The sequence below is a fragment of the Bacillota bacterium genome (assembly GCA_030019365.1).
In the GTDB taxonomy this organism is placed as follows: domain Bacteria; phylum Bacillota; class Sulfobacillia; order JACIYH01; family JACIYH01; genus JACIYH01.
The window spans coordinates 16,639-37,172 of sequence record JASEFA010000008.1 but is presented as its reverse complement, the minus strand read 5'-3'; the positions used below and the strand labels follow the sequence as shown (position 1 = coordinate 37,172).

The window sequence follows — 20,534 nt, the reverse complement described above, 5'->3', positions numbered from 1 at the left end:
CGTCGGTCCCGGGGCGCGGGGGCCCGCGGGTGACCGTGAGGAGGTGTGACTGTGACCGGAGTGGGCGGGATATCGCCGGCGGGAGGGCGACCTTTCGTTGTGGACCGGGTCAGTTTCCCGGGTGCGTCGCGGGCGGAAGTGGCGCGTGGGGGTGGGACAGAGGCGCCGGCGGTGGGGCAGGGGCCCGCCGAAGGGGGCCCGGCCACAGGGTCCTTCGGCGGGTTGCTGGGTAGGGCCCTGGACGAGCTCTCCTCCCTGGAGAACCGGGCCGACATGCTCACCGCCCGGCTGGCCCAGGGCGAGCCGGTAGAGCTGCACGAGGTGGTGATCGCCACCGAGAAGGCTCAGCTGGCCCTGGATCTGGCCGTGCAGCTGCGCAACCGGGCGGTGGAGGCTTACCAGGAGATCATGAGGATGCCGGTGTGATGCAGGCGGAGTCGGGGATGCCGGTGTGAACCCCACACACGGGGTGACACCGGGGGCGAGCCGGGCAAGGGGGCGGGGCGCGTGCCGGGTGGGAGGGACATCTTGAACAGGGGTTTGGGTTGGTGGCGGGGGCTCTTGCCCGGCGCCCGCACGATGCTCGGCCTGGGTGTGGTGGCGGCGGTGCTGGGGGGCGCCTTGATGATGTTTCTCAGCCAGCCCCGTTTTGTCCCTCTCTATACCGGGCTGGACATCTCCGATGCCGCCGGGATCACCCAGAAGCTGTCCGAGCAGGGGGTCCCCTACCGGCTCCAGGACGATGGGCGCACGGTGCTGGTCCCCGACCAGCAGGTATACCAGGCCCGCCTGAATCTGGCCGCCCAGGGACTGCCACGACAGGGCACGGTGGGGTTCGAGATCCTGGACAAGCCTCCCCTGGGTGCCACCGAAGCCGACCGGCGGCTGGCATACCTGCGGGCGCTGCAGGGAGAGCTGGCGCGTACCATCGCCCAGGTGGAAGGGGTGGAGCAGGTCCGCGTGCACGTGGTGGTGCCGGAGCCCCAGTTGTTTGCGGCTCAGGAGCGCCCCGTCACCGCCGCCGTCTTCCTCAAGCTGCGTCCCGGCGCCGAACTGAACGGGGAACAGGTAGGCGGCATCGTCCACCTGGTGACCCACAGCGTGGAGGGGCTGCGTCCGGATGGCGTTTCCGTGGTGGACCAGCTGGGGCGGGTTCTGTCTGCCCGCCTGGAGGAAGAGAACACACCCTCGGGTGCGGCGGGCCGCCTGCTCGACGTGCAGCACCAGTTCCAGTCCGACCTGGAGCGGCGGCTGCAGTCCCTCCTGGAGCAGGTGCTGGGGATCGGCAACGTGGCGACCCGGGTGACGGCGGAGCTGAACTTCGACAGCCGTACCGTGGAGCGGCAACTGTTCGAACCGGGCTCCCCCGATGGCGTGGTGCGGAGCATTCAGCAACTGGAGGAGACGTTCTCCGGTCCGGCCGGGAGCCTGCCGCCCACCGACGGTAACATCCCCGGGTACCAGGCGGGCGGCCAGGGCGGACCCTCCTCCTACCAGCGCCGGGAGGTTACCCGCAACCTGGAAGTGGGGCAGGTACGGGAGCACACAGTGGTGATGCCCGGGAGCGTGAAACGGCTCTCCGTGGCGGTGGTGGTGAACAGGGAACTGGAGTCCGCCCAGCAGGAAGCCATCAGCCGCCTGGTGGCGGCGGCTATCGGGTCCGACCCGGCCCGCCAGGACCAGATCACCGTACTGGGGATACCCTTCGCCGCCCGGGGAGTGGATCTGGGGGAGAAGCCCCCCACCCCGCCGGTTTCCTCCCCTATCCCCGACTGGCGCTATCTGGCAGCCGGAGGGGGTGGGTTGGCCTTGCTGCTTGTCCTGTGGTGGCGGGGACGGCGCCGGCGCCGGCGGGCGGCCGTGCCCGAAGCGGTATCCGCTCCCGCGCCGGCACCGGCAGCCGAAGCGGTCGCCGCTCAGGTGCCGTCTGAGGAACCGGAGGTGCTCGCCGACGAGGCACGCCTGCGGGTGGAAGTAGAGAAGCTGGCGCGCAAGTCGCCGGATGCGGTGGCCCAGCTCATCAGGGCCTGGATGGCGGAGGAGTGAGCCATGCTCAGGACCCCCGGGGGCAGGCAAAAGGCAGCCGTGCTGCTCATCTCCCTGGGACCGGAGATATCGGCCCAGGTCTTTCGGCACCTGCGGGAGGAGGAGATAGAGCAGCTCACCCTGGAGATCGCCAACGTGCGCAAGGTGTCTCCCGATTCGCGGGCGCGGGTGTTCGAGGAATTCATGCAGATGTCCTACGCGCGGGAGTACATGGCCCGGGGCGGTATCGAGTACGCCAAGGAGCTGCTGGAGAAGGCCCTGGGGGCGCAGAAAGCGCTGGACATCCTGCACCGCCTCACCGCCACCCTGCAGGTCCGCCCCTTCGACTTCGCCCGCAAGACAGACCCGGGCCAGCTGCGCAACTTCATTCAGAACGAGCATCCCCAGACCATCGCCCTGGTGCTGGCCTACCTGCAGGCAGAACAGGCAGCGGCCATCCTCTCCGCCCTCCCTCCGGAGCTGCAGGCGGACGTGGCCCGGCGCATCGCCCTCATGGATCGCACTTCCCCCGAGATCATCCGCGAGGTGGAGAGGGTGCTGGAACGCAAGCTCAGCTCTCTCACCACCCAGGACTTCGCTGCCGCGGGTGGGCTGGAGGCGGTGGTGGAGGTGCTCAACCGGGTCGACCGTTCCACGGAGAAGTCCATCATGGAGACCCTGGGAATCAACGACCCCCAGCTGGCAGAGGAAATCAAGAAGCGCATGTTCCTGTTCGAGGACATCGTCACCCTGGATGACAGGTCCGTGCAGCGCATCCTGCGGGAAGTGGACCTGAATCGCGACCTGCCCATGGCTCTCAAGGTGGCCTCCGAGGAGGTCAAACACAAGATCTTCCGCAACCTCTCCAAGCGCGCCGTGGAGAACCTGAAGGAGAACATGGATTACCTGGGTCCCGTGCGCCTGCGCGAGGTGGAGGAGGCCCAGCAGAAAATCGTCAACGTCATCCGCCGGCTCGAGGAGGAAGGCGAAGTGGTGATCGCCCGCGGAGGAGGCGAGGAGATCGTTGTTTAGGGCCAGCACCACCCTCATCAAAAGGCACGTGGCCGCCCTGGTCGGTTCCCGGCAGGTGGTGTCTCTGCCCCCTGCAGAGGTAACCCTGCCCGCAGAGGAAGCAGGGGAGTCCTGGGGAGATGGCACCGGGCCCCGGATCGACGTCACGTCGGGGCCGGACGCCCAGGGCTCCACGCTGGAGACCCGCGTGGGGGTGCCTGCCTCTGCGGATAACGGGGCTGCGATAGCTGTCCCGGGGTCAGGAGACGGGGAGGTGCCCGCGGAGGTGGCGGCCATGCTGGAGGCGGTACGGGCCGAGGCCGGGCGCCTGGAGCGGGAGGTGCGGGAGCGGGCGGAGAGGGAAGGCTGGGAGGCGGGGTTTGCGGCGGGCCAGGAGGAGGGCCGGGCTCTGGCGCGCCGGGAGACCGAGGAAACGCTGCACGGTGTTCTTGCCCTCCTCGAGGACGCCCGCCGGGAACGCCTGGTCATACTCCGCCAGGCCCAGCAGGATGCGGTGCGCATGGCCCTGGACCTGGCGGCCCGCATCCTCGAGCGGGAGGTCAGCCTTTCCCCGGAGGTGGTGCGGGAACAGGCGGCTGCCCTCCTGGGCCGGTTCGAGCACGGGGAGAAAGCCACTCTACATGTCCACCCCGATGACGTGGCTGTCATGCAGCCCTGGCTGCCCGAGCTGGCCGGGGCCTGCGGCGCATCGCTGGACGCGGTGGCCGACCCCGCGGTGGGCAGGGGCGGGGTCATGGTGGAGACCGAGCACGGCTACCTGGACGGCCGGCTGGACCGCCAGCTGCGCCGGCTGGGGGAAGCGTTGTTGAACTGGACGGGGAGCCTGCCCGATCCGGGAGAGGAAGAAGAGGGACGGGAAGGCGACGGTCGGGAGCACCCCGATGCGGGGGGTGACGGCAATGGCCAGGATGCCGGCTAGCCTGCCGTGGGAGGAACTGCGAGAGCTGGTCAGGCGCTCCGACCCCGTACGCCGGGTGGGGGTGGTCACCCAGGTGGTGGGGCTCACCGTGGAAGGACACGGGCCGGGAGTGCCGGTGGGTGAAGTGTGCCTGCTTTACCCCGGGGGCAGCCAGCCTCCCGTACGGGCAGAGGTGGTGGGCTTCCGGCAGGGGCGCACCTTGCTCATGCCCCTGGGCGAACTGAGGGGCATCGGGCCGGGATGCGAGATCGAAGCGGTGGGGATGCCCCTGGAGGTGGAGGTCGGACCCGGCCTGCGGGGGCGGGTGCTGGACGGGCTGGGCCGGCCCATGGACGGCAAGGGGCCCCTGCGCGGGGAAACCAGCTATCCGGTGATGGCCAGTGCTCCCCCACCCCTGGAGCGGCGCCGCATCACCGAACCCCTCTGGGTGGGGGTACGGGTCATCGACGCCGTGCTCACCTGCGGCAAAGGACAGCGCGTGGGCATATTCGCCGGCAGCGGCGTGGGGAAGAGCGTGCTGATGGGCATGCTGGCCCGCAACACCCGGGCGCAGGTCAGTGTGATCGGGCTGGTGGGAGAGCGGGGCCGGGAGGTGAAGGACTTCCTGGAAAAGGACCTGGGACCGGAAGGCCTGCGCCGATCGGTGGTGGTGGCGGCCACCTCGGATCAGCCCGCCCTGGTGCGCATTCGGGCCGCCTTCGTGGCCACCGCCATTGCCGAATACTTCCGGGACCAGGGGCAGGATGTGCTCCTCCTCATGGATTCGGTGACCCGCTTTGCCACCGCCCAGCGCGAGGTGGGGCTGGCCATCGGCGAGCCACCCGCCACCAGGGGATATACCCCCTCCGTCTTTGCCCTGCTGCCCCGCCTGCTGGAGCGGTCGGGGACCTCGGCGCGGGGGAGCATCACCGGCATCTATACCGTCCTGGTGGAAGGGGACGACATGAACGAGCCGGTGGCCGACCAGGTACGCAGCATCCTGGACGGGCACATCGTGCTCTCGCGGGACCTGGCCACCCAGGGTCACTACCCGGCGGTGGACGTCCTGACCAGCGTGAGCCGTCTGGCCGGTGACCTGCAGGACGAGGAGCACCAGCGGGCGGTTTCCCGGCTCAAGTCGGTGCTGGCCACTTACAGAGAAGCTGAGGATCTGATCAACATCGGGGCGTATGTGCCCGGCTCCAACCCTGCCATCGATTACGCCCGCAGCCGCATCGCCGCGGTGCGCGCCTTCCTGCGCCAGGGGACCCGCGAGAAGGCCGGTCCGCTGGAAGCCCGGGCCAGCCTGGTGCAAATGCTGAAGGACGCACCTGAGTGAGGAGTGTCGCCATGAGCCCCTTCCGCTTCCGCTTTCAGAAAGTGCTGCACGTGCGGGAGGCCAGGGAGAAGTCGAGCCGCAGCCGGTTTGTCCTTGCCCTGAAGGCCTGGCGCACGGCGGAGAGTGCCCTGGAACGCGCCCGCAGCGAACACCGGGACGCCCTCGATGCCATGGCAGCGGCGAGGACGGAAGGCGACATCTCCCGGGTGCTGCTGCTGGAAGCGGGGATGAAAGCCACCGCCCGGTGCCTGCGGGAGCGGGCCGAGCACACCCGGGAAGCGGCCCGGGAGGCATCGCGGCGCAGGGAGGATCTGGTGGTGGCGACCCGGGCCCGGCGGGTGGTGGAGAAGCTGCGCGAGCGCAGGCGTTCGGCTCACCTGTACCGGGAGAACTGGGAAGAGCAGAAGCACGTGGACGAAGTAGCCATCCAGTTCACCGGTAAGCTAAGGAAACCGGCAGAAAGGAGGTGATACCTTGGACTCGATCTTGACGACCCAGCTGGCGGCCGCGCTGCCGGGTTCCCCTCCCGCTGCACCGGGGCCCGGGGCCCCGGCGGGACCGGCCCTGGCGGCTCCTTCATCCCCCGATGCGCCTTATGCCGCCGGTGCTCCCGCATCGATGCGGCCGGGGCGGTCGAGCACCCCGGGGGCGGAATTCACCCTGGCCCTGGCCGCCCTCCTGGGTATGCCCGTCCCACCGGCTCCGGTTGCCCAGCAGGCTCACGCCGGCCCGCCACCGGCTAGCGCACAGGCGCACGCTGCCGCGTCACCGGCACCTGCCGGACCGGGAAACCTCCAACTCTTCGGCGCTGCCGAACCGGCGCTCTCCCCGCCCGGGGACGCGGGCCTGTCCGTGCCTGGGGGCCTGCAACTCACGCTTGCGGGCGGGGGCGTGCTGGCAGGGCAGAGCGACACCGGTGGTAGCCGGCCTGCGGCAGTGACGGCGGGGGGGGACATGCCCGCGGCCACGGTGCGCATCACCGTCTTTACCCCCGTGGCGCCGCAGCCCGGCTCCCCGGCGGTCGGCATGGACGTCCGCGAGGGACCCGCGCCGGCGGCGCCGGGAGTGCAGGTCGTGGGTGAGGAGGCGTCCCCGGTCAACGCGGTTCCGGCGCAGGCTCCCGCCCCGGCTGCGCCGCAGGCTCCCGCTGGGACTACCCGGGCTTCCGGTCACCCTGCTGCGGCTGCTGCCCTTCCGCCGCCCGATCCTGCTCATCCTGGCGGTGGGCAGGCAGCGGGGGTCGCTCTGCCGTCCCGGACGGTGCATGTAGGCGCGCCCGGGCCCGACGGACCCGTTGCGGCTGGTGCGGGTGCCCCCCGGCCGGGGAAGGGCGAGGTGCCGCCGGCCGGTCCGGACCGGACGGCCGGGCCGGAGGAGAGCGGGGAATCGACGCGCGGTAGCGTGGTAGACCAGAGGGATGTAGCGCGTGGGGAGAAGCCCGGCGGGGAGCGGTCCCGCGCGGAGGGGTCCCGCGCGGAGGGGTCCCGCGCGGAGGGGTCCCGCACGGAGGGGTCCCGCACGCTGGGGTTCCCTGGTGGAGACGGACCCGGACAGCATCTGCGCCGGGGCGACCTCGATCCCGCGGCAGTGACCTCGAGCCGGACGGGACAGGATGTGGCTCCCTCCCCCGACCGGAACGGTGACCGGGCTGTGCCGGCACGGGAGGCGGCGATTGACGGACGGAACGTCTCGGGACCGGTTCGGGACGCCCATTGGCCCGGGCAGCGGCCGGCGGAAGTGGAAGTGCAGGTGGATGCCGGGGACCTGGGGCCGGTGACCGTGCGGGTGGCGGAGCGTCACGGCACGGTGGCCGCCCGGTTCGTGGTGGAGGAGGGCACCGCGTCGTACCTGCTGCAGCGCAACATGCCCGAGCTGCAGACCCGGCTCGAACAGGCGGGGCTGGTGGCCGGTCAGCTCGAGGTTTCCCTGGGCGGAGGGACCGACCGGGGCCGCCGGTTCTCTCCCGGTCGACGGGAGCCTTCCCGGGTGGAAGGCGCGGGATCGGTGGCGCGGGGGTCGCGTGCCCCCTCGGTTTCGGTCCGGGCAGCGGGCGGAGTGGTCCGGCCCACGGCCGTTGGGAGGGGCGCGCTCGACGTGCTCATGTGAAAGGTGGTGGGACTGTGCAGGTAAGCGGTGTGGGTGATCCCCGGGAGGTGGTGAGCATCTCCTCCGGGGTCACGGAGAAGCTTGGTAGCCGGGAGTTCCTGCGCCTGCTGGTGGCGGAGCTGCAGCACCAGAACCCCCTGGAACCGTTGAAGGACAGGGATTTCATGACGCAGCTCGCCCAGTTCAGCACCCTGGACTCCCTGCACCGCATGGAGGCCAGTCTGGCGTCCCTGGGCGGGGCCGAGCAGGCCCTGGCCGCGGCGGGCCAGCAGATCCTCGGTCGCCTGGAGGCCGGCAGTCAGAGCCTCCAGGAGATCCGGGCCAGCCTGGAAACCCTGCGGCGTATCGAGGACCACCTGGCCAGGCTGGCCGCAGCCCTGGCCGGGACGGAGGTGGCCAACCCGTGAACGTGCGCGGAACGGAAGGGGCGCCACAGCAGAGCACAGCGCCGGTCGCCCGGCCGGCACCCACCCGTAGCGCCGGCGGGGCGGGGGATGCGGGCGCGGCGCCCGGGTCGCCTTCCTTCGCCCGGGTACTGGCGGAGACCGCGGCCGGGTTGCGCATATCCCAGCACGCCCGCCAGCGCCTGCGTTCGGCCGGGATGGACCCCCATGACCTGGAGCCGGTGGGCCGGGCGGTGGAGAAGCTGGCCGCCCACGGCAGCCGGGAGTCCCTGGTCATGTACAGGGACGCTGCTTTCCTGGTGAGCGTGAGGAACCGCACTCTCATCACCATGGTTCCTGCCGCGCGCATGCGGGAGCAGGTCTTCACCAACATCGACAGCGCTGCCTTCGTGAGCAGCGAGGATAATCTCTCCGGGGCTGGACCCGCATGGGAGGCCGCCGGAGAAAGGAGGGCATGACCATGTTGAGGTCCCTGTTCGCAGGCGTATCGGGTCTGCGCAATCACCAGATCCGCATGGATGTGATCGGCAACAACATCGCCAACGTCAACACGGTGGGGTTCAAGGCGGGACGGGCCACCTTCCGGGAGATGTTCAGCCAGCTGCTCTCCGCCGCCTCCGCTCCCCAGGAGGGCCGCGGAGGCACCAATCCCCTGCAGGTGGGCTTGGGCGTGTCCCTGGCCTCCATCGATACCCTGCACGAGCAGGGCAACCTGGAGTCCACCGGAGTGGCCACCGACCTGGCCATCGACGGGGCCGGCTTATTCGTGGTGAGCGACGGCCAGCAGAGGTTCTACACCCGGGCGGGTGCCTTCTCCTGGGACGACAGCTACAACCTGGTGACCCCCTCGGGCCTGAAGGTGTTGGGCTGGCTGGCCCAGAACGGCGCCCTCCCCGCCAGCCGCACCGGCGTGGACCTCAAGCCCATCTCTCTGTCCGACGTGCAGTCCATCCCCGCCCGCACCACGGGCGAGATCAAGTTCGCCCGTAACCTGGACGCCTCCGACATGGGCACCTACACCCTGTCCGGCAGTTCCCTCAATCTCACCCTGTCCGATGGGACCACCAGCGTCACCCGTAAAGTCACCTTCGAGCTCAGTCCCACCAGTGAGTTCAACAAGTGGCGCTGGCACCTCGCCGGGGACGGTGTCCAGTTCTCCGAGGCCGATGGCTACATCTGGTTCGACGATGCCGGACAAGTGGATCGGGTGACCAATCTGGCCGGTACGAACCTGCCGGACTCGAGCGGCGATGGGAGACCGGACGTCACGGTGTCGGACACAGCCACTCCTACACTCCTCGACTACATCAACTTCCCTGCCGGGGGCGCCAAGACGTCCTGGACCATATCCGGGACCAACGCTCCCAGCCAGGAGATCACGGCCACGTATGCGGATGCCCGCAGGGTGACTTCCATCACTGCCATAGGGGCCAAGGGTGAGACGTACAGCGTGATCACCACCTTCACCAAGGTGGATGACAACGTCTGGAACTGGGCGGCGGCAGTGAAGGGATCGGCCGGTGAGAATATACCGGTTACGAGCGGTACCGGGTCGGGTCAGGTGGTGTTCGATGTCACCGGGAAGGTGGATCGGGTCACGGGGGACCAGCTCGGCTTTCAGGTGGCGGGGTATGCTCCTCTCTCGGTCACCATGAACTTCTACGGGCTAACCCAGTACGCCACGGGCTACACCGCCCTGGCTTCGGAGCAGAACGGTTACGGCCCTGGGGAGCTCATGTCAGTGACGGTGGACACCAAGGGGGTGGTGATGGGGTCGTACTCCAACGCCCTTTCGTGCCCGCTGGCGCAGGTGGCCCTGGCCAGCTTCTCCAACCCGGCGGGGCTGGTGAAGCGGGGGGAGGCCCTGTTCCAGGAGTCGGCCAACTCCGGTGAGCCCCAGGTGGGCGATCCGGGGACGGGCGGCCGCGGCACCATCGCGCCGGGTTCTCTGGAGATGTCCAACGTGGATCTGGCCCAGGAGTTCACCAACCTGATCATCACCGAGCGCGGGTTCCAGGCCAACTCGCGGGTGATCACCACCGCGGACGAGATGCTGCAGGACCTGGTGAACCTCAAGCGGTAAGGCACCCCAGCGCCTCGGTTGGCCAGGGCGGTGCGGGGGCGGGCAGCGGTAACGGGTGAGGGGGTGACGGGATGATCCGGGTGACCAGGCTGAACGGGCAGGAGATGGTGCTCAACGCGGACCTCATAGAGACGGTGGAGGGGACGCCCGACACCGTCATCTCCCTCACCACCGGCCGCAAGGTGCTGGTGAGGGAACCTCCCGCGGAGATAACCAGGAGGGTGCTGGCCTACCGCCGCCGGGTCGCGGGCAGGTGGTGGGGCAGCGGGCCGGCGGTCGCGGGCAGGCGGTCGCGCATCCGGGCGGCGGTCGCGGGTGCCCGGGCGCCGGCCGGGGAGGCGGAGCAGGTGGCGGACGGCCCCTGCGCAGGGAGGTGAGGCGGCGGTGAGGAAGGCGCGCGTGGGAAAGCTGGTCATGTGGGTGCTGGTGGGGGTGGTGGCCCTGGGAGCCATGGGGGGCGTCTCCTATCTGGTGGCGACTCGCCTGGTGGCGTCCCCACCCCGGCAGGTGGCGAGTACGGCAGGAGAGGCGGTGCTTTACCATGCCGGGAAATACCTCACCAACCTGCGGGACAACGGCGGGCGCCGCTACATCAGCGTGGACATCACCCTGGAGCTGTCCACCGGGCGCATGAGCAAGGAATTGGAGAGCAAGAAGGTGCTGCTGGAGCACACCATCATATCCGTGCTGCGCGACAAGACGTACGGGGAGCTGGAAGGTGAAGACGGGATGCTGGGCCTGGCCCGGGACCTGGCCGACCGCATCAACGGCATTCTGGAGTCGGGGAAGGTGCAGCGCATCTTCTTCACCGAGTTCCTGATTCAGTAGGGGGGCGGGCACGGTGGAAGTACTCTCCCAGAAAGAGGTGGACGATCTGTTGCAGGCCCTGGCCTCCGGGAAGCTGGGGGGCCAGCCGGCCCAGCGGGAAGGACCCGTCATCAGGCCGACCGTGCGGGTGTACGACTTCCGTCGACCGGACAAGTTCTCGAAGGATCACCTGCGCACCCTGCAGATGGTGCACGAGAACTTCGCCCGCGTGTGGACCACCGTTCTGTCCGCCCACTTGCGCACCATGGCCCGGGTGACCCTGGATGCGGTGGAGCAGCTCACCTATGGCGAGTTCCTCACCTCTGTGCGCAGTCCCTCGGTGCTGTGCCTGGTGAGCATGGAACCCCTACCGGGCCGACAGATGGTGGACGTCCACCCCGCCCTGGCCTTCCCGCTCATCGATCGCCTGCTGGGGGGCCTGGGCGCGGGAGAGGCAGGGGAGCGGGCCCTCACCGACATCGAGGTGACGGTGATGGAGCGGGTCTTTGGGGGCATGCTCTCGGCCCTGGCGGAGGCGTGGCAGGGCCTGGTGGCGCTGAAACCACGGCTGGACTCCATTGAAACCAATCCCCTGTTTGCCCAGGTGATTCCGCCCAACGAGGTGGCGGCGGTCATCACCTTCACCGCCATGCTGGGAGAAACAGGGGGGTCGCTGCGCCTGTGCCTGCCGTACTCGTCCCTGAAGTCGGTGCTGGGACAGCTTACTTCCCACCGCTGGGCGGGAGGGGGGGAGATTGCGGCGCCAGCGTCCAATGGGGCCAACCTCCAGGACGTGCGGGTGGACATGTCGGTGCGACTGGGGAAGGCCACGCTCACCATAGGCCAGCTGCTCAACCTCGAGCGGGGAGACGTGGTCAGGCTGGGCCAGCCGGTGGGTGAACCGCTCACCGTGTATCTGGGGACCCGCCCGGCTTTCCGGGTGCGGCCGGGCCGGGTGGGAAACCGGGCGGCGGTGCAGGTGGTGAAGGTGCTGGCAGCAAGGGAGGCGGAGGACGATGAGTAAGGGTTCGAGCCAGAAAGATAAGGTGGCCGACGAGCGGGTGGCGGTGGAGAAAGCAGAGTTCGAGGAACTGGCGCCTGCCTCCGGCCGCGGGGAAGGGGTGAGCCTGGACCTTCTGCTCGACGTCCCTCTGCAGGTTACCGTGGAGCTGGGACGGGCACGGCGGCTGGTGCGGGACATCCTCAGCCTGGGGGTGGGCTCCATCATTGAGCTGGACAAGCTGGCGGGAGAGCCCGTAGACGTCCTGGTCAACGGCAAGCTGGTGGCGCGGGGCGAAGTGGTGGTGGTGGACGAAAACTTCGGGGTCCGGGTAACGGACGTGGTGTCCACCGCCGATCGGGTGTCGGCCCTCAAGTGATGGGGTGGCGGTGCGGGCGGTCCGGGTGGGATGGGGAAGGAACCCGATGGTGAGTGGGAGGGCGTGCGGGTGAGCTACGCGGCGGGCAACGACCTGGCTGCGGTGGGGGGCAACAACCTGGCCGCGGCGGCGGGCAACAACCTGGCTGTGGTGGTGGAGCAGACCCGTTTCCTCCGCCAGGAGCTGGTCTCCGAGCTGGCGCGGGCGGGCTGGCAGGTGGTGGGTGCGGCGGGCGATGGCCGGCGGGGCCTGGAGATGGCGCTCACCCACCGGCCGGGCCTGGTGGTGCTCGACCTGGCGCTGCCGGACATGCCTGGTACGGAGCTGATCAGGCGCATCAAGGCCGAGGTGCCCTGGTGCCGGGTGGTGGTGTGTTCGGCCCTGGTGCAGTCGCGGTGGGTGCAGGCGGCGGTGGAGGCGGGTGCGGACGACTTCGTGGTGAAGCCGCTGGATGAGGGCAGGTTCCGGGCGGCGGTGGGCGGTGCAGTCGGCCCGGTGCCGGCCGAGCGGGCCCAGCGGGGTGGATAGAAAGAGGGGCGGGGCCGATGGGGTGGGCGTTGCTGCAATTTGTGGTCTTTTCGCTGCTGGTGATGGCACTGGCGTATGCTTCGGCCCGCTACTTCGGGCGGCTGAACCTCCCCCGGGGCAACCACCTGCGCCTGGTGGAGACCATGCCCCTGGGGGGCAACCGCTACCTGTGCCTGGTGAGGTTCGGGGACCGCTGGATGCTGCTGGGCGTGGGGGACGGGGTATCCCTCCTGGCGGAGACCGCTGCCGGCGAAGAGACGGCACCCGCTCCGGCCGGCAGGCCCTTCGCCGAGATGCTGCGCCGGCTCGTCTCTCACCGGGGGCAGGGTATGATGCTGGGACTCGTGCTGCTGGCCGTAGGGGGTGTGGTGCTGGGTTCGGTGCTGGGATGCCCGGGGGTGGCCCTTGCCCAGCCGGCCCTTCCCGCGCCGGGGCATCAGGACAGCTGGCCCTTCCCCCGGGTCACCGTGGGGGTCGAGCCCGGCGGCGGGCCGGGCGGCCTGACCCTTACCGTGCAGATCCTGCTCCTGCTCACCGTGCTCTCGCTGGCCCCCGCCATCCTGATCATGGTGACCTCCTTCACCCGGGTGGTGGTGGTGCTCTCCTTCCTGCGCAGCGCCCTTGCCCTGCAGCAGACGCCCCCGAACCAGGTGCTCATTGGCCTGGCCCTTTTCCTCACCGTCTTCATCATGGCCCCGGTCTGGCAGACCGTGAACCGGGATGCCCTGCAACCCTATCTGGCGGGGGAGATCGATCAGACCCAGGCCCTCACCCGGGCCCAGGCGCCGTTGCGGGACTTCATGCTGCGCCAGACCCGGCAGGCCGATCTGTCGCTCTTCCTGCGGCTGGGAGGACAGCCCCGGCCCGAAAGACCCGAGGACGTACCATTGTGGACGCTGGTGCCCGCCTTTGCCACCAGCGAGCTGAAGACTGCCTTCCAGATGGGGTTCATCCTCTTCGTGCCCTTCCTGGTCATCGACATGGTGGTGGCCAGCACCTTGATGTCCATGGGGATGCTGATGCTGCCCCCCATGATGGTGTCCCTGCCCTTCAAGCTCCTTCTCTTCGTACTGGTGGACGGCTGGGACCTGCTGGTGCGGTCCCTGGTGACCTCCTTTCACTGATGCGCTGCCCGGAGGCCAGCCGGCGGCAGGGCGGCGCGGACGGATGACGGGGTGGTGCGCATGACCGACGGGTGGGCGATGGCGTTAGGGCGGGATGCCCTGATGACCGTGCTGCTGGTGGGGGCACCCGTGTTCGCCCTGAGCATGGGGGTGGGTCTCCTGGTCAGCCTGATCCAGGCCACCACCCAGCTCCACGAGCAGACTCTGGCCTTCGTGCCCAAGATCGTGGCGGTTTTCGTGGGATTCCTCCTATTCGGGGGATGGATGCTGCGGGTGCTGGTGGCATTCGTGCAGCGGGCCTTCGCCCAGATGGGCGCAGTCCCATAGAGTCACGCCACCACGGCCCGCGGGCGTGGTGGCAGCCGGGCCGCCGGGCCCAGGCCCGGGAGGGCGGCGCGGCGGAAGCGACCGGCGAGGGGAGGGAGATCATGGTGGCGGTGCTGGAGACCCTGGCGGGCGGGATACCTGTCTTCTTCCTGGTGCTCATGCGCCTGACCGGGCTCTTCCTGGCCGCCCCCTTCTGGTCGAGCCGCATGTTCCCGGCTGCGGTGAAGATTTCCCTCTGCCTGTTTCTGGCCGTCGTCCTCCTCCCCACGGTGGACGGCTCTCGCGTGCCCGCATCTGCGGTTCCTCTGGCCCTGGCCGGGGCCGGGGAGCTGGCCTGGGGGGCCCTGGCGGGATTTGCGGCCTCTCTGTGCTTCGCCGCCGTGCAGATGGCGGGATACTATCTGGACTTCGAGCTGGGCGTGGGCATCGCCAACGTGGTCGATCCCACCTTCGGGGCGCCCGTGCCGGTGGCCGGTACCTTCCTGTACCTCGTGTGCCTGGTCGTCTTCTTGGGGGCGGACGGACACCACCTCCTGCTGGCGGCCCTGGTGCGCAGCCTGCAGATCATCCCCCCGGGTGCGGTGGTGCTGACTCCGGCGGCCGCACAGGGCCTGGTGGTCCAGGCGGGGGCCATGTTCGTACTGGGGCTCCAGCTGGCAGCCCCCCTGGTGGTGCCCATGTTCCTGGCCAACCTGGCCCTGGGACTGGTCTCGCGCACGGTCCCCCAGATGAACATCTTCGTGGTGGGCCTGCCCCTCAAGAGCTGGCTGGGGGTGCTGTTCCTGGCCCTCGCCCTGCCCGCCTATGTGTCAGCCTTCGGAGGTTGGCAGCAAAGGGTGGCGGAGGCATTGCTGCGGGTGATGACTCCCGCTCCGGGAGGTGGAATGCCGTGACCTTCGACCTGCAGCTTTTCGCCGACGACAGGCCGTTTCCGGCCACCCCGCGCAAGAGACAGGAGGCCCGCAGGCGGGGCCAGGTGTTCCGGAGCCAGGAGGCCACCGCTGCCGCCGTGACGGTGGCGGTGCTGGTGAGCTGCCGCTACCTTCTCCCCCTGACGGCCCGGGCATGGCGGGACATGGTCCGCGCCCTGTGGAGCCGTCCCCTGCCCGAGCTGAGCTGGGAGAATCTGGGCCTGGTGCTGGTTCCAGCGGGGAAGGTCCTGGCGCTGGGGGCGCTTCCCCTCATGGGAGTGGCGCTCACGGCGGGCCTGGTGGTGAACCTGGGGCAGGTGGGGTTCCTCTTTACCGGCGGTCCCCTCTCCTTCGATCTCGGCCGGCTCGACCCGGTGCGCGGGTTGGGGCGGCTGCTCTCCCGGCGAAGCCTGGCCGAGCTGCTGAAGGGGTTCCTCAAGGTGACCATCGTGGGGTACGTGTGCTACCTCACGGTCTCCGCCCGGCGGGAGGTCCTGGCCACCCTGCCCCTGGTCTCCCTGGGAGAAGCCCTGCGCGCCGCCGCCGAAATGGCGTACCGCATGGTGCTGTGGGCGGGGGGTGGGTTCGTGGTCCTGGCGGTCGCCGACTGGTTCTATCAGCGCTGGGAGTACGAGGTCAGCCTGCGCATGTCCCGGCAGGAGCTCAAGGAAGAGCTCCGCCAGGCCGAGGGGAACCCGGAGCTGCGGGCCCGCATCCGGCGCCGGCAGCGGGAGATCAGCCGCATGCGCATGCTGTCCGACGTGGCCCGGGCAGATGTGGTGGTGCGCAACCCCACCACCTACGCGGTGGCCCTGCGCTACGACCCCGCCGGCATGGACGCCCCCGTGGTGGTGGCCAAGGGCAAGGGGCACGTGGCGCTACGCATCATCGCCCTGGCCCGCAAGCACTGGGTGACGGTGGTGGAAAACAGGCAACTGGCCCAATCCCTGTACCGCCTGGTGGACGTGGGGCAGGCCATCCCGCCCCAGCTCTACCAGGCGGTGGCGGAGGTGCTGGCCTTCGTGTACCGGCTCACGGGACGCCGGATGGGAGGTGATGAGGATGGCGATGGCTAAGCAGGGCGACCTGGCCCTGGCCGCGGGCATGGTGCTGGTACTGGCCATGCTGGTGGTGCCCGTGCCTCCCCTGCTGCTGGACCTCCTGCTCTCATTCAATCTCGCTTTCTCCCTGCTGGTCCTGCTGGCCACCACCTACCTGCTCCGCCCTCTCGACCTGGGCGCGTTCCCCTCCCTGCTCCTGGTGCTGACCCTGTTCCGGCTTTCCCTCACCGTGGCGTCCACCCGGCTCATCCTGCTCCACGGGGCGGCCGGGCAGGTGATCGGTCGCTTCGGCGAGTTCGTCATCGGTGCCAGCCCGGCCGTGGGCATCGTGGTGTTCCTCATCCTGGTCCTGGTGCAGTTCCTGGTAATCACCCGGGGCGCGGAGCGCATCGCTGAGGTGGCGGCCCGGTTCACCCTGGATGCCATGCCCGGCAAGCAGATGGCCATAGATGCCGACCTCCATGCCGGCAACATCACCGAGGAGGAGGCGCGCGAAAGGCGGCGGCTGATAGAGCGGGAGGCTGACTTCTTCGGCGCCATGGACGGTGCCTCCAAGTTCGTGCGGGGCGATGCCATCGCCGCCCTGGTGGTGATGGCGATCGACGTGGTGGGCGGCCTGCTGGTGGGTGTCCTGCAGAGGGGAATGGCCGCGGGGGACGCCCTCCAGCTGTATGCCCTGCTCACGGTGGGGCAGGGCCTGGCCGTCCAGATACCGGCCCTGCTCATCTCCACTGCCGCCGGCATGGTGGTAACCCGCTCCGCCTCGGGGGCCAGCCTGGGGGAAGAGCTGGGGACTCAGGTGCTGGGATACCCCCGCGCCCTGGGGATTGCGGCGGTGGTGGTGGCCATCATGGGCCTGGTCCCCGGGCTCCCCCACCTGCCCTTCCTGGCGCTGGGTGCCGCCCTGGGAGGGCTGACCGTCACCATCCGCAACCGCCGCCGGCGGGACGAGGCCGAGGAGGAGCGGCGCCAGCGGGAGGAAGAGCTGGAAGCCATGCGCCGGCCCGAGAGCATCTTCAGCCTGATGCGGGTCGACCCCCTGGAGGTGGAGCTCGGATATTCCCTCATTCCCCTTGCGGACGCCCGCCAGGGCGGTGACCTGCTGGAGCGGGTGGTCATGATCAGGCGCCAGGTGGCCCTGGAGCTGGGTGTGGTGATCCCGCCCGTGCGGGTGCGGGACAACATCGGCGGCCTGGGTCCCAACTCGTACAGCATCAAGGTGCGGGGCGTGGAGATCCAGGGCGGCGAGCTGTATCCCAACCGCCTGCTGGCCATGAATCCGGGCGAGGCCGGGGAGAGCCTGGAGGGGATTCCCACCCGGGAGCCGGCCTTCGGCTTGCCCGCCCTCTGGATATCCCGGGAGGACCGGGATCGGGCCGAGCTGGCCGGCTACACGGTGGTGGAGCCTTCGGCCGTGCTGGCCACCCACCTGACGGAAGTGATCCGGGGCAACGCCCACCTCCTCCTGGGCAGGCAGGAGGTGCGGGACATGCTGGACGCCCTCAAGGAGACCCATGCCGCCCTGGTGGAAGAGCTCGTTCCGGGACTGCTTACCCTGGGGGAAGTGCAGAAGGTGCTGGCCAACCTGGTGGGGGAGGGCGTGTCAATTCGCGACCTGGTGCTCATCGCCGAAACCCTGGCCGATCACGCCCGTGCCACCCGCGATACCGAGTTCCTCACGGAGATGTGCCGGCAGGCGCTGGCCCGGGTCATCACCCACCAGTTCGGCCTGGATCGCGGCCCTCGCCCCGTCGCCACCCTCCACCCCGACGCGGAAAAGGCCATCCTGGAAGGCGTGGAGGCGGCGGGGGGAGGGTTGTCGGCGCTGGATGCAGCCTCGTTGCAGGGGCTGGGCCGGTCCCTGGCGGCCGCGGCAGCCCGGGTGGCCGGGCGGGGCCACCCTCCCGTGCTGCTCTGCCAGGCGGTGGCCCGTCCCCACGTGCGCCGGCTGGTGGAGAAGCTGGTGCCCCGCATGACCGTGCTCTCCTATGCGGAGCTGGATGAGAAGGCCGAGATCGAGCCGGTGGCCACGGTGACCCTTTCTGAAGAGAGCTGACCGGGAGGTGATGAGATGCATGCCCGCGCTTTCCGGGCGTCGACCACCCACGAGGCCCTGGCCCTGGTGAACAGTGAGCTGGGCCCCGATGCCCTCATCCTGGAAACCCGGCGGGCACCGGCGGGAAGGCAGGTGGAGGTGCTCGCCCTCCCGGGCCCGCGGCCTACGTGGGATCCGGGCCTGTTGCCCGCCCTGCTGGCCCACGGGGTGGACCTCTCCTTCGCCCTGGAGCTGGCTCTATCGCCCCACCCCGCCCAGGCCCTGGGGGCACGCCTGGGACGGGTCAGGCTGCTGGACTGGCCCCGGGACCGGCGGGTGATGGCGGTGGGCCCCACCGGGGCGGGTAAGACCACCTCCCTGGCCAAGCTGGCCGCCTGGGCCCGCTCGCGCCACGGTTGCCGGGTGGGGCTGGTGAACCTGGACACCGTGCGCCCGGGTGCCCAGGAGCAGACCCGGGCCGTGGCCCGCATGCTGGATCTGGAGACGGCGACCTGCGACGTGGACCACCTGGCTGACCTGCTGCGAGAGTGGGAGGCGGTCGACCTGGTGCTGGTGGATACGCCCGGACGCAACGCGCGGGTGGACTCCCACCGGGCCCAGGTGGAAGCCATGGTGGGCGCCCTGAAGCCCCATCTCCTGCTGGGCGTCATACCGGTGACCATGGAGCGGCAGGAAGCCCTGCACTGGGGTGGGTTCCTCCGGGGTCTGGGCTGTGACGCCCTGCTCTTCACCAAGCTCGACGAGAGCGGCCGGTGGGGGCTGGTCCTGGAAATGGTGGCGAAGACGGAGCTGCCCCTCAGCTACCTGTGCAGCTCTCAGGATCTGTGGCAGGGCCTGGAGCCCGCCGCTCCCCAGCGGCTGGCCAGGCAACTGCTGGGGGAGGCGGCCTGATGGGCGGGGGCCCCCGGGAGTCACCTGATGGGACCCGGGTGCACGAGGGAGGCCGCACGAGGCAGGGGGACGTGCTGCGGGAGGGGCAGCGGGCCATCCTGAAGCTGGGTACCGAGGGCCGGATGTACGTGGTGAGGATCGAAGAGGTACGCGAAGACGCCCTGGTCCTCTCCGCGCCCATCTGCCTGGGCCAGGTGGTGTGCTTGGAACCGGGTGCCAGCGTGGAAGTGGAGTACCACCGGTACGGCAGCATGTACGGCTTCCAGACCACGGTGCAGGATTTCCGTCCCGGCCACCTTCCCCTCATCACGGTGATGCGCCCGGCCGAGATCCGCAAGGTCCAGCGCCGGGAACACGTGCGCTGGCCGGTGCTCCTTCCCGTGGTGGTGGCCGGCCCGGGCGGGGACGGGGAAGTGGAGGGACGGGCGGTGGACCTGAGCGGGGGAGGGCTGGCGGCGAACCTGCCGGGGGAGTGGGAGGAGGGTCAGGAGGTGCGGGTGCGGCTTTACCTGCACCCGGACCATCTGCGGGAGGTCGTAGAGGCCATGGCCCGGGTGGTGCGGGTATGGCGCCCGGAAATCCCGGGTGCCGAAGGGGCGTGTGCCGCCCGGCGGGGGACGCCGCCCCGCCTGCGGGTGGCCTTCGAGTTCACGCGCATCGCCCCCGCTTCCCGGGAGGCCATCATCCGGTACATATTCGCCCGGCAACGGGAGTTCCTGCGCGCGGGGCTCGCGGGGCGGGACAGGGGGGCGGGATGATGAGGGCCCAGGCCCGGGTTCAGGAACTGTGGGAACGGTACAAGGGCTCCGGGGACCCGGCAGCCCGCGAGGAGCTGGCAGTCGGCTACCTGCCCCTGGTCAAATTCGTGGCGGGACGGGTGCGCATGACCCTGCCCGCCTTCGTCGATGAGGACGACCTGGTGGGATACGGGGTGCTGGGCCTGCTGGACGCCATGGGCAAGTTCGACCCCTCCCGGGGGGTGAAGTTCGAGACGTATGCGGTGACCCGCATCCGGGGCGCCATCCTGGACGGGTTGCGGGCCCTGGACTGGGTTCCTACCCACGTCCGCCAGCGCGTGAGGGAATTGCAGGGGGTGTATGCCCGGCTGGAAGGGCAGCTGGGGCGCCCGGCCACTGACGAAGAGGTGGCGGCGGAAATGGGGGTAACCCCGTCCGAGCTGTCCCAGCGCATCACCGAGGCGGCATGTACCTCCCTGGTGTCCCTGGAAGGCCTGTGGGCGGCAGAGCAGCGAGAGGGGCCGGTGCTTTCCTCCCTGCCCGACCGGGAAGCGCCCGATCCGGTGGAGATGGCGGAGTGGGAGGAACGCAAGGAAGTCCTGGCCTGGGCCATCGAACGGCTGCCCGAGCGGGAGAGGCTCATCATCACCCTTTTCTACTATGAAGGGCTGACTCTCAAGGAGATCGCCCGCCTGCTGGGCGTCTCGCCCGGACGGGTTTCTCAGCTGCACGCCCAGGCCATGCTGCGGCTTAGAGCCGGCCTGGAACGTGCCGAGCGGGAAGGCATATCGCGCACCCTCGGCACCCGCGAGGGGAGGTGAACGCG

General features: G+C 69.8%; 21 protein-coding genes and 2 pseudogenes. All 23 read left to right on the top strand.

Going from position 1 to position 20,534, the window contains the following annotated elements; all coding sequences use genetic code 11:
• The first annotated feature begins 51 nt into the window (after positions 1-51).
• The 23 genes and pseudogenes from fliE to QME70_10830 all read left to right on the top strand — a co-directional run bounded on the left by fliE (position 52) and on the right by QME70_10830 (position 20,529).
• Complete coding sequence (gene fliE / locus QME70_10940) at positions 52-426, top strand: flagellar hook-basal body complex protein FliE (GenBank protein ID MDI6895089.1); 375 nt, start codon at positions 52-54, stop codon at positions 424-426.
• 102 nt (positions 427-528) lie between these two features.
• Positions 529-2,046 carry a flagellar basal-body MS-ring/collar protein FliF gene (fliF, locus tag QME70_10935; GenBank protein MDI6895088.1) on the top strand — a complete coding sequence of 506 codons (1,518 nt, stop codon included), beginning with the start codon at positions 529-531 and terminating at the stop codon, positions 2,044-2,046.
• Positions 2,047-2,049: 3 nt separating this feature from the next.
• The gene (fliG, locus tag QME70_10930) at positions 2,050-3,057 is read left to right on the top strand and encodes a flagellar motor switch protein FliG (GenBank protein ID MDI6895087.1); all 1,008 of its coding nucleotides are present in this window, start codon (positions 2,050-2,052) and stop codon (positions 3,055-3,057) included.
• Entirely contained in the window at positions 3,050-3,976 is a 927-nt protein-coding gene (locus QME70_10925; protein ID MDI6895086.1) for a FliH/SctL family protein, read from the top strand. The genes fliG and QME70_10925 overlap by 8 nt, the downstream gene beginning before the upstream one ends.
• A complete protein-coding gene (locus QME70_10920; GenBank protein MDI6895085.1) occupies positions 3,957-5,294 on the top strand; it encodes a FliI/YscN family ATPase in 1,338 nt (445 codons plus the stop codon). Before QME70_10925 ends, QME70_10920 begins: the two co-directional genes overlap by 20 nt.
• Positions 5,291-5,764 (top strand): flagellar FliJ family protein, encoded by a 474-nt coding sequence (locus QME70_10915; GenBank protein ID MDI6895084.1) that lies wholly within the window; start codon positions 5,291-5,293, stop codon positions 5,762-5,764. Before QME70_10920 ends, QME70_10915 begins: the two co-directional genes overlap by 4 nt.
• Before the next feature lie 4 nt (positions 5,765-5,768).
• Positions 5,769-7,400 carry a flagellar hook-length control protein FliK gene (locus QME70_10910; GenBank protein ID MDI6895083.1) on the top strand — a complete coding sequence of 544 codons (1,632 nt, stop codon included), beginning with the start codon at positions 5,769-5,771 and terminating at the stop codon, positions 7,398-7,400.
• 14 nt (positions 7,401-7,414) lie between these two features.
• A complete protein-coding gene (locus QME70_10905; protein ID MDI6895082.1) occupies positions 7,415-7,807 on the top strand; it encodes a flagellar hook capping FlgD N-terminal domain-containing protein in 393 nt (130 codons plus the stop codon).
• Entirely contained in the window at positions 7,804-8,262 is a 459-nt protein-coding gene (locus QME70_10900; protein ID MDI6895081.1) for a hypothetical protein, read from the top strand. The genes QME70_10905 and QME70_10900 overlap by 4 nt, the downstream gene beginning before the upstream one ends.
• Before the next feature lie 2 nt (positions 8,263-8,264).
• A complete protein-coding gene (locus QME70_10895; protein MDI6895080.1) occupies positions 8,265-9,887 on the top strand; it encodes a flagellar hook protein FlgE in 1,623 nt (540 codons plus the stop codon).
• A 71-nt stretch (positions 9,888-9,958) separates the two neighbouring features.
• Positions 9,959-10,132 (top strand): annotated as a pseudogene (locus QME70_10890) (flagellar FlbD family protein).
• Between the two features lie 139 nt (positions 10,133-10,271).
• The gene (locus QME70_10885) at positions 10,272-10,715 is read left to right on the top strand and encodes a flagellar basal body-associated FliL family protein (GenBank protein MDI6895079.1); all 444 of its coding nucleotides are present in this window, start codon (positions 10,272-10,274) and stop codon (positions 10,713-10,715) included.
• 13 nt (positions 10,716-10,728) lie between these two features.
• Entirely contained in the window at positions 10,729-11,718 is a 990-nt protein-coding gene (gene fliM, locus QME70_10880; protein MDI6895078.1) for a flagellar motor switch protein FliM, read from the top strand.
• Between the two features lie 100 nt (positions 11,719-11,818).
• A pseudogene (gene fliN, locus QME70_10875) lies at positions 11,819-12,073 on the top strand (flagellar motor switch protein FliN).
• A 30-nt stretch (positions 12,074-12,103) separates the two neighbouring features.
• Complete coding sequence (locus QME70_10870) at positions 12,104-12,601, top strand: response regulator (protein MDI6895077.1); 498 nt, start codon at positions 12,104-12,106, stop codon at positions 12,599-12,601.
• Positions 12,602-12,663: 62 nt separating this feature from the next.
• Entirely contained in the window at positions 12,664-13,725 is a 1,062-nt protein-coding gene (gene fliP / locus QME70_10865) for a flagellar type III secretion system pore protein FliP (GenBank protein MDI6895076.1), read from the top strand.
• A 60-nt stretch (positions 13,726-13,785) separates the two neighbouring features.
• A complete protein-coding gene (gene fliQ, locus QME70_10860) occupies positions 13,786-14,052 on the top strand; it encodes a flagellar biosynthesis protein FliQ (protein MDI6895075.1) in 267 nt (88 codons plus the stop codon).
• A 104-nt stretch (positions 14,053-14,156) separates the two neighbouring features.
• On the top strand, positions 14,157-14,945 hold the full coding sequence (gene fliR / locus QME70_10855) for a flagellar biosynthetic protein FliR (GenBank protein MDI6895074.1): 789 nt from the start codon (positions 14,157-14,159) through the stop codon (positions 14,943-14,945).
• Complete coding sequence (locus QME70_10850) at positions 14,942-16,039, top strand: EscU/YscU/HrcU family type III secretion system export apparatus switch protein (protein ID MDI6895073.1); 1,098 nt, start codon at positions 14,942-14,944, stop codon at positions 16,037-16,039. The genes fliR and QME70_10850 overlap by 4 nt, the downstream gene beginning before the upstream one ends.
• Entirely contained in the window at positions 16,026-18,080 is a 2,055-nt protein-coding gene (flhA, locus tag QME70_10845; GenBank protein MDI6895072.1) for a flagellar biosynthesis protein FlhA, read from the top strand. The genes QME70_10850 and flhA overlap by 14 nt, the downstream gene beginning before the upstream one ends.
• A gap of 15 nt (positions 18,081-18,095) precedes the next feature.
• A complete protein-coding gene (locus QME70_10840) occupies positions 18,096-18,971 on the top strand; it encodes a hypothetical protein (GenBank protein ID MDI6895071.1) in 876 nt (291 codons plus the stop codon).
• Complete coding sequence (locus QME70_10835; protein MDI6895070.1) at positions 18,971-19,729, top strand: PilZ domain-containing protein; 759 nt, start codon at positions 18,971-18,973, stop codon at positions 19,727-19,729. The genes QME70_10840 and QME70_10835 overlap by 1 nt, the downstream gene beginning before the upstream one ends.
• On the top strand, positions 19,729-20,529 hold the full coding sequence (locus tag QME70_10830) for a FliA/WhiG family RNA polymerase sigma factor (GenBank protein MDI6895069.1): 801 nt from the start codon (positions 19,729-19,731) through the stop codon (positions 20,527-20,529). The genes QME70_10835 and QME70_10830 overlap by 1 nt, the downstream gene beginning before the upstream one ends.
• The last annotated feature ends 5 nt before the right edge of the window (positions 20,530-20,534 follow it).

Excerpts from the sequence above, each read along its gene's own strand:
- QME70_10920 (MDI6895085.1), top strand. The coding sequence starts at position 3,957 with ATGGCCAGGATGCCGGCTAGCCTGCCGTGGGAGGAACTGCGAGAGCTG.
- QME70_10895 (MDI6895080.1), top strand. The coding sequence starts at position 8,265 with ATGTTGAGGTCCCTGTTCGCAGGCGTATCGGGTCTGCGCAATCACCAG.
- QME70_10835 (MDI6895070.1), top strand. The coding sequence starts at position 18,971 with ATGGGCGGGGGCCCCCGGGAGTCACCTGATGGGACCCGGGTGCACGAG.
- QME70_10830 (MDI6895069.1), top strand. The coding sequence starts at position 19,729 with ATGAGGGCCCAGGCCCGGGTTCAGGAACTGTGGGAACGGTACAAGGGC.
- fliQ (MDI6895075.1), top strand. The coding sequence starts at position 13,786 with ATGACCGACGGGTGGGCGATGGCGTTAGGGCGGGATGCCCTGATGACC.
- fliP (MDI6895076.1), top strand. The coding sequence starts at position 12,664 with ATGGCACTGGCGTATGCTTCGGCCCGCTACTTCGGGCGGCTGAACCTC.
- QME70_10870 (MDI6895077.1), top strand. The coding sequence starts at position 12,104 with ATGGGGAAGGAACCCGATGGTGAGTGGGAGGGCGTGCGGGTGAGCTAC.
- QME70_10840 (MDI6895071.1), top strand. The coding sequence starts at position 18,096 with ATGCATGCCCGCGCTTTCCGGGCGTCGACCACCCACGAGGCCCTGGCC.
- flhA (MDI6895072.1), top strand. The coding sequence starts at position 16,026 with ATGGCGATGGCTAAGCAGGGCGACCTGGCCCTGGCCGCGGGCATGGTG.
- fliG (MDI6895087.1), top strand. The coding sequence starts at position 2,050 with ATGCTCAGGACCCCCGGGGGCAGGCAAAAGGCAGCCGTGCTGCTCATC.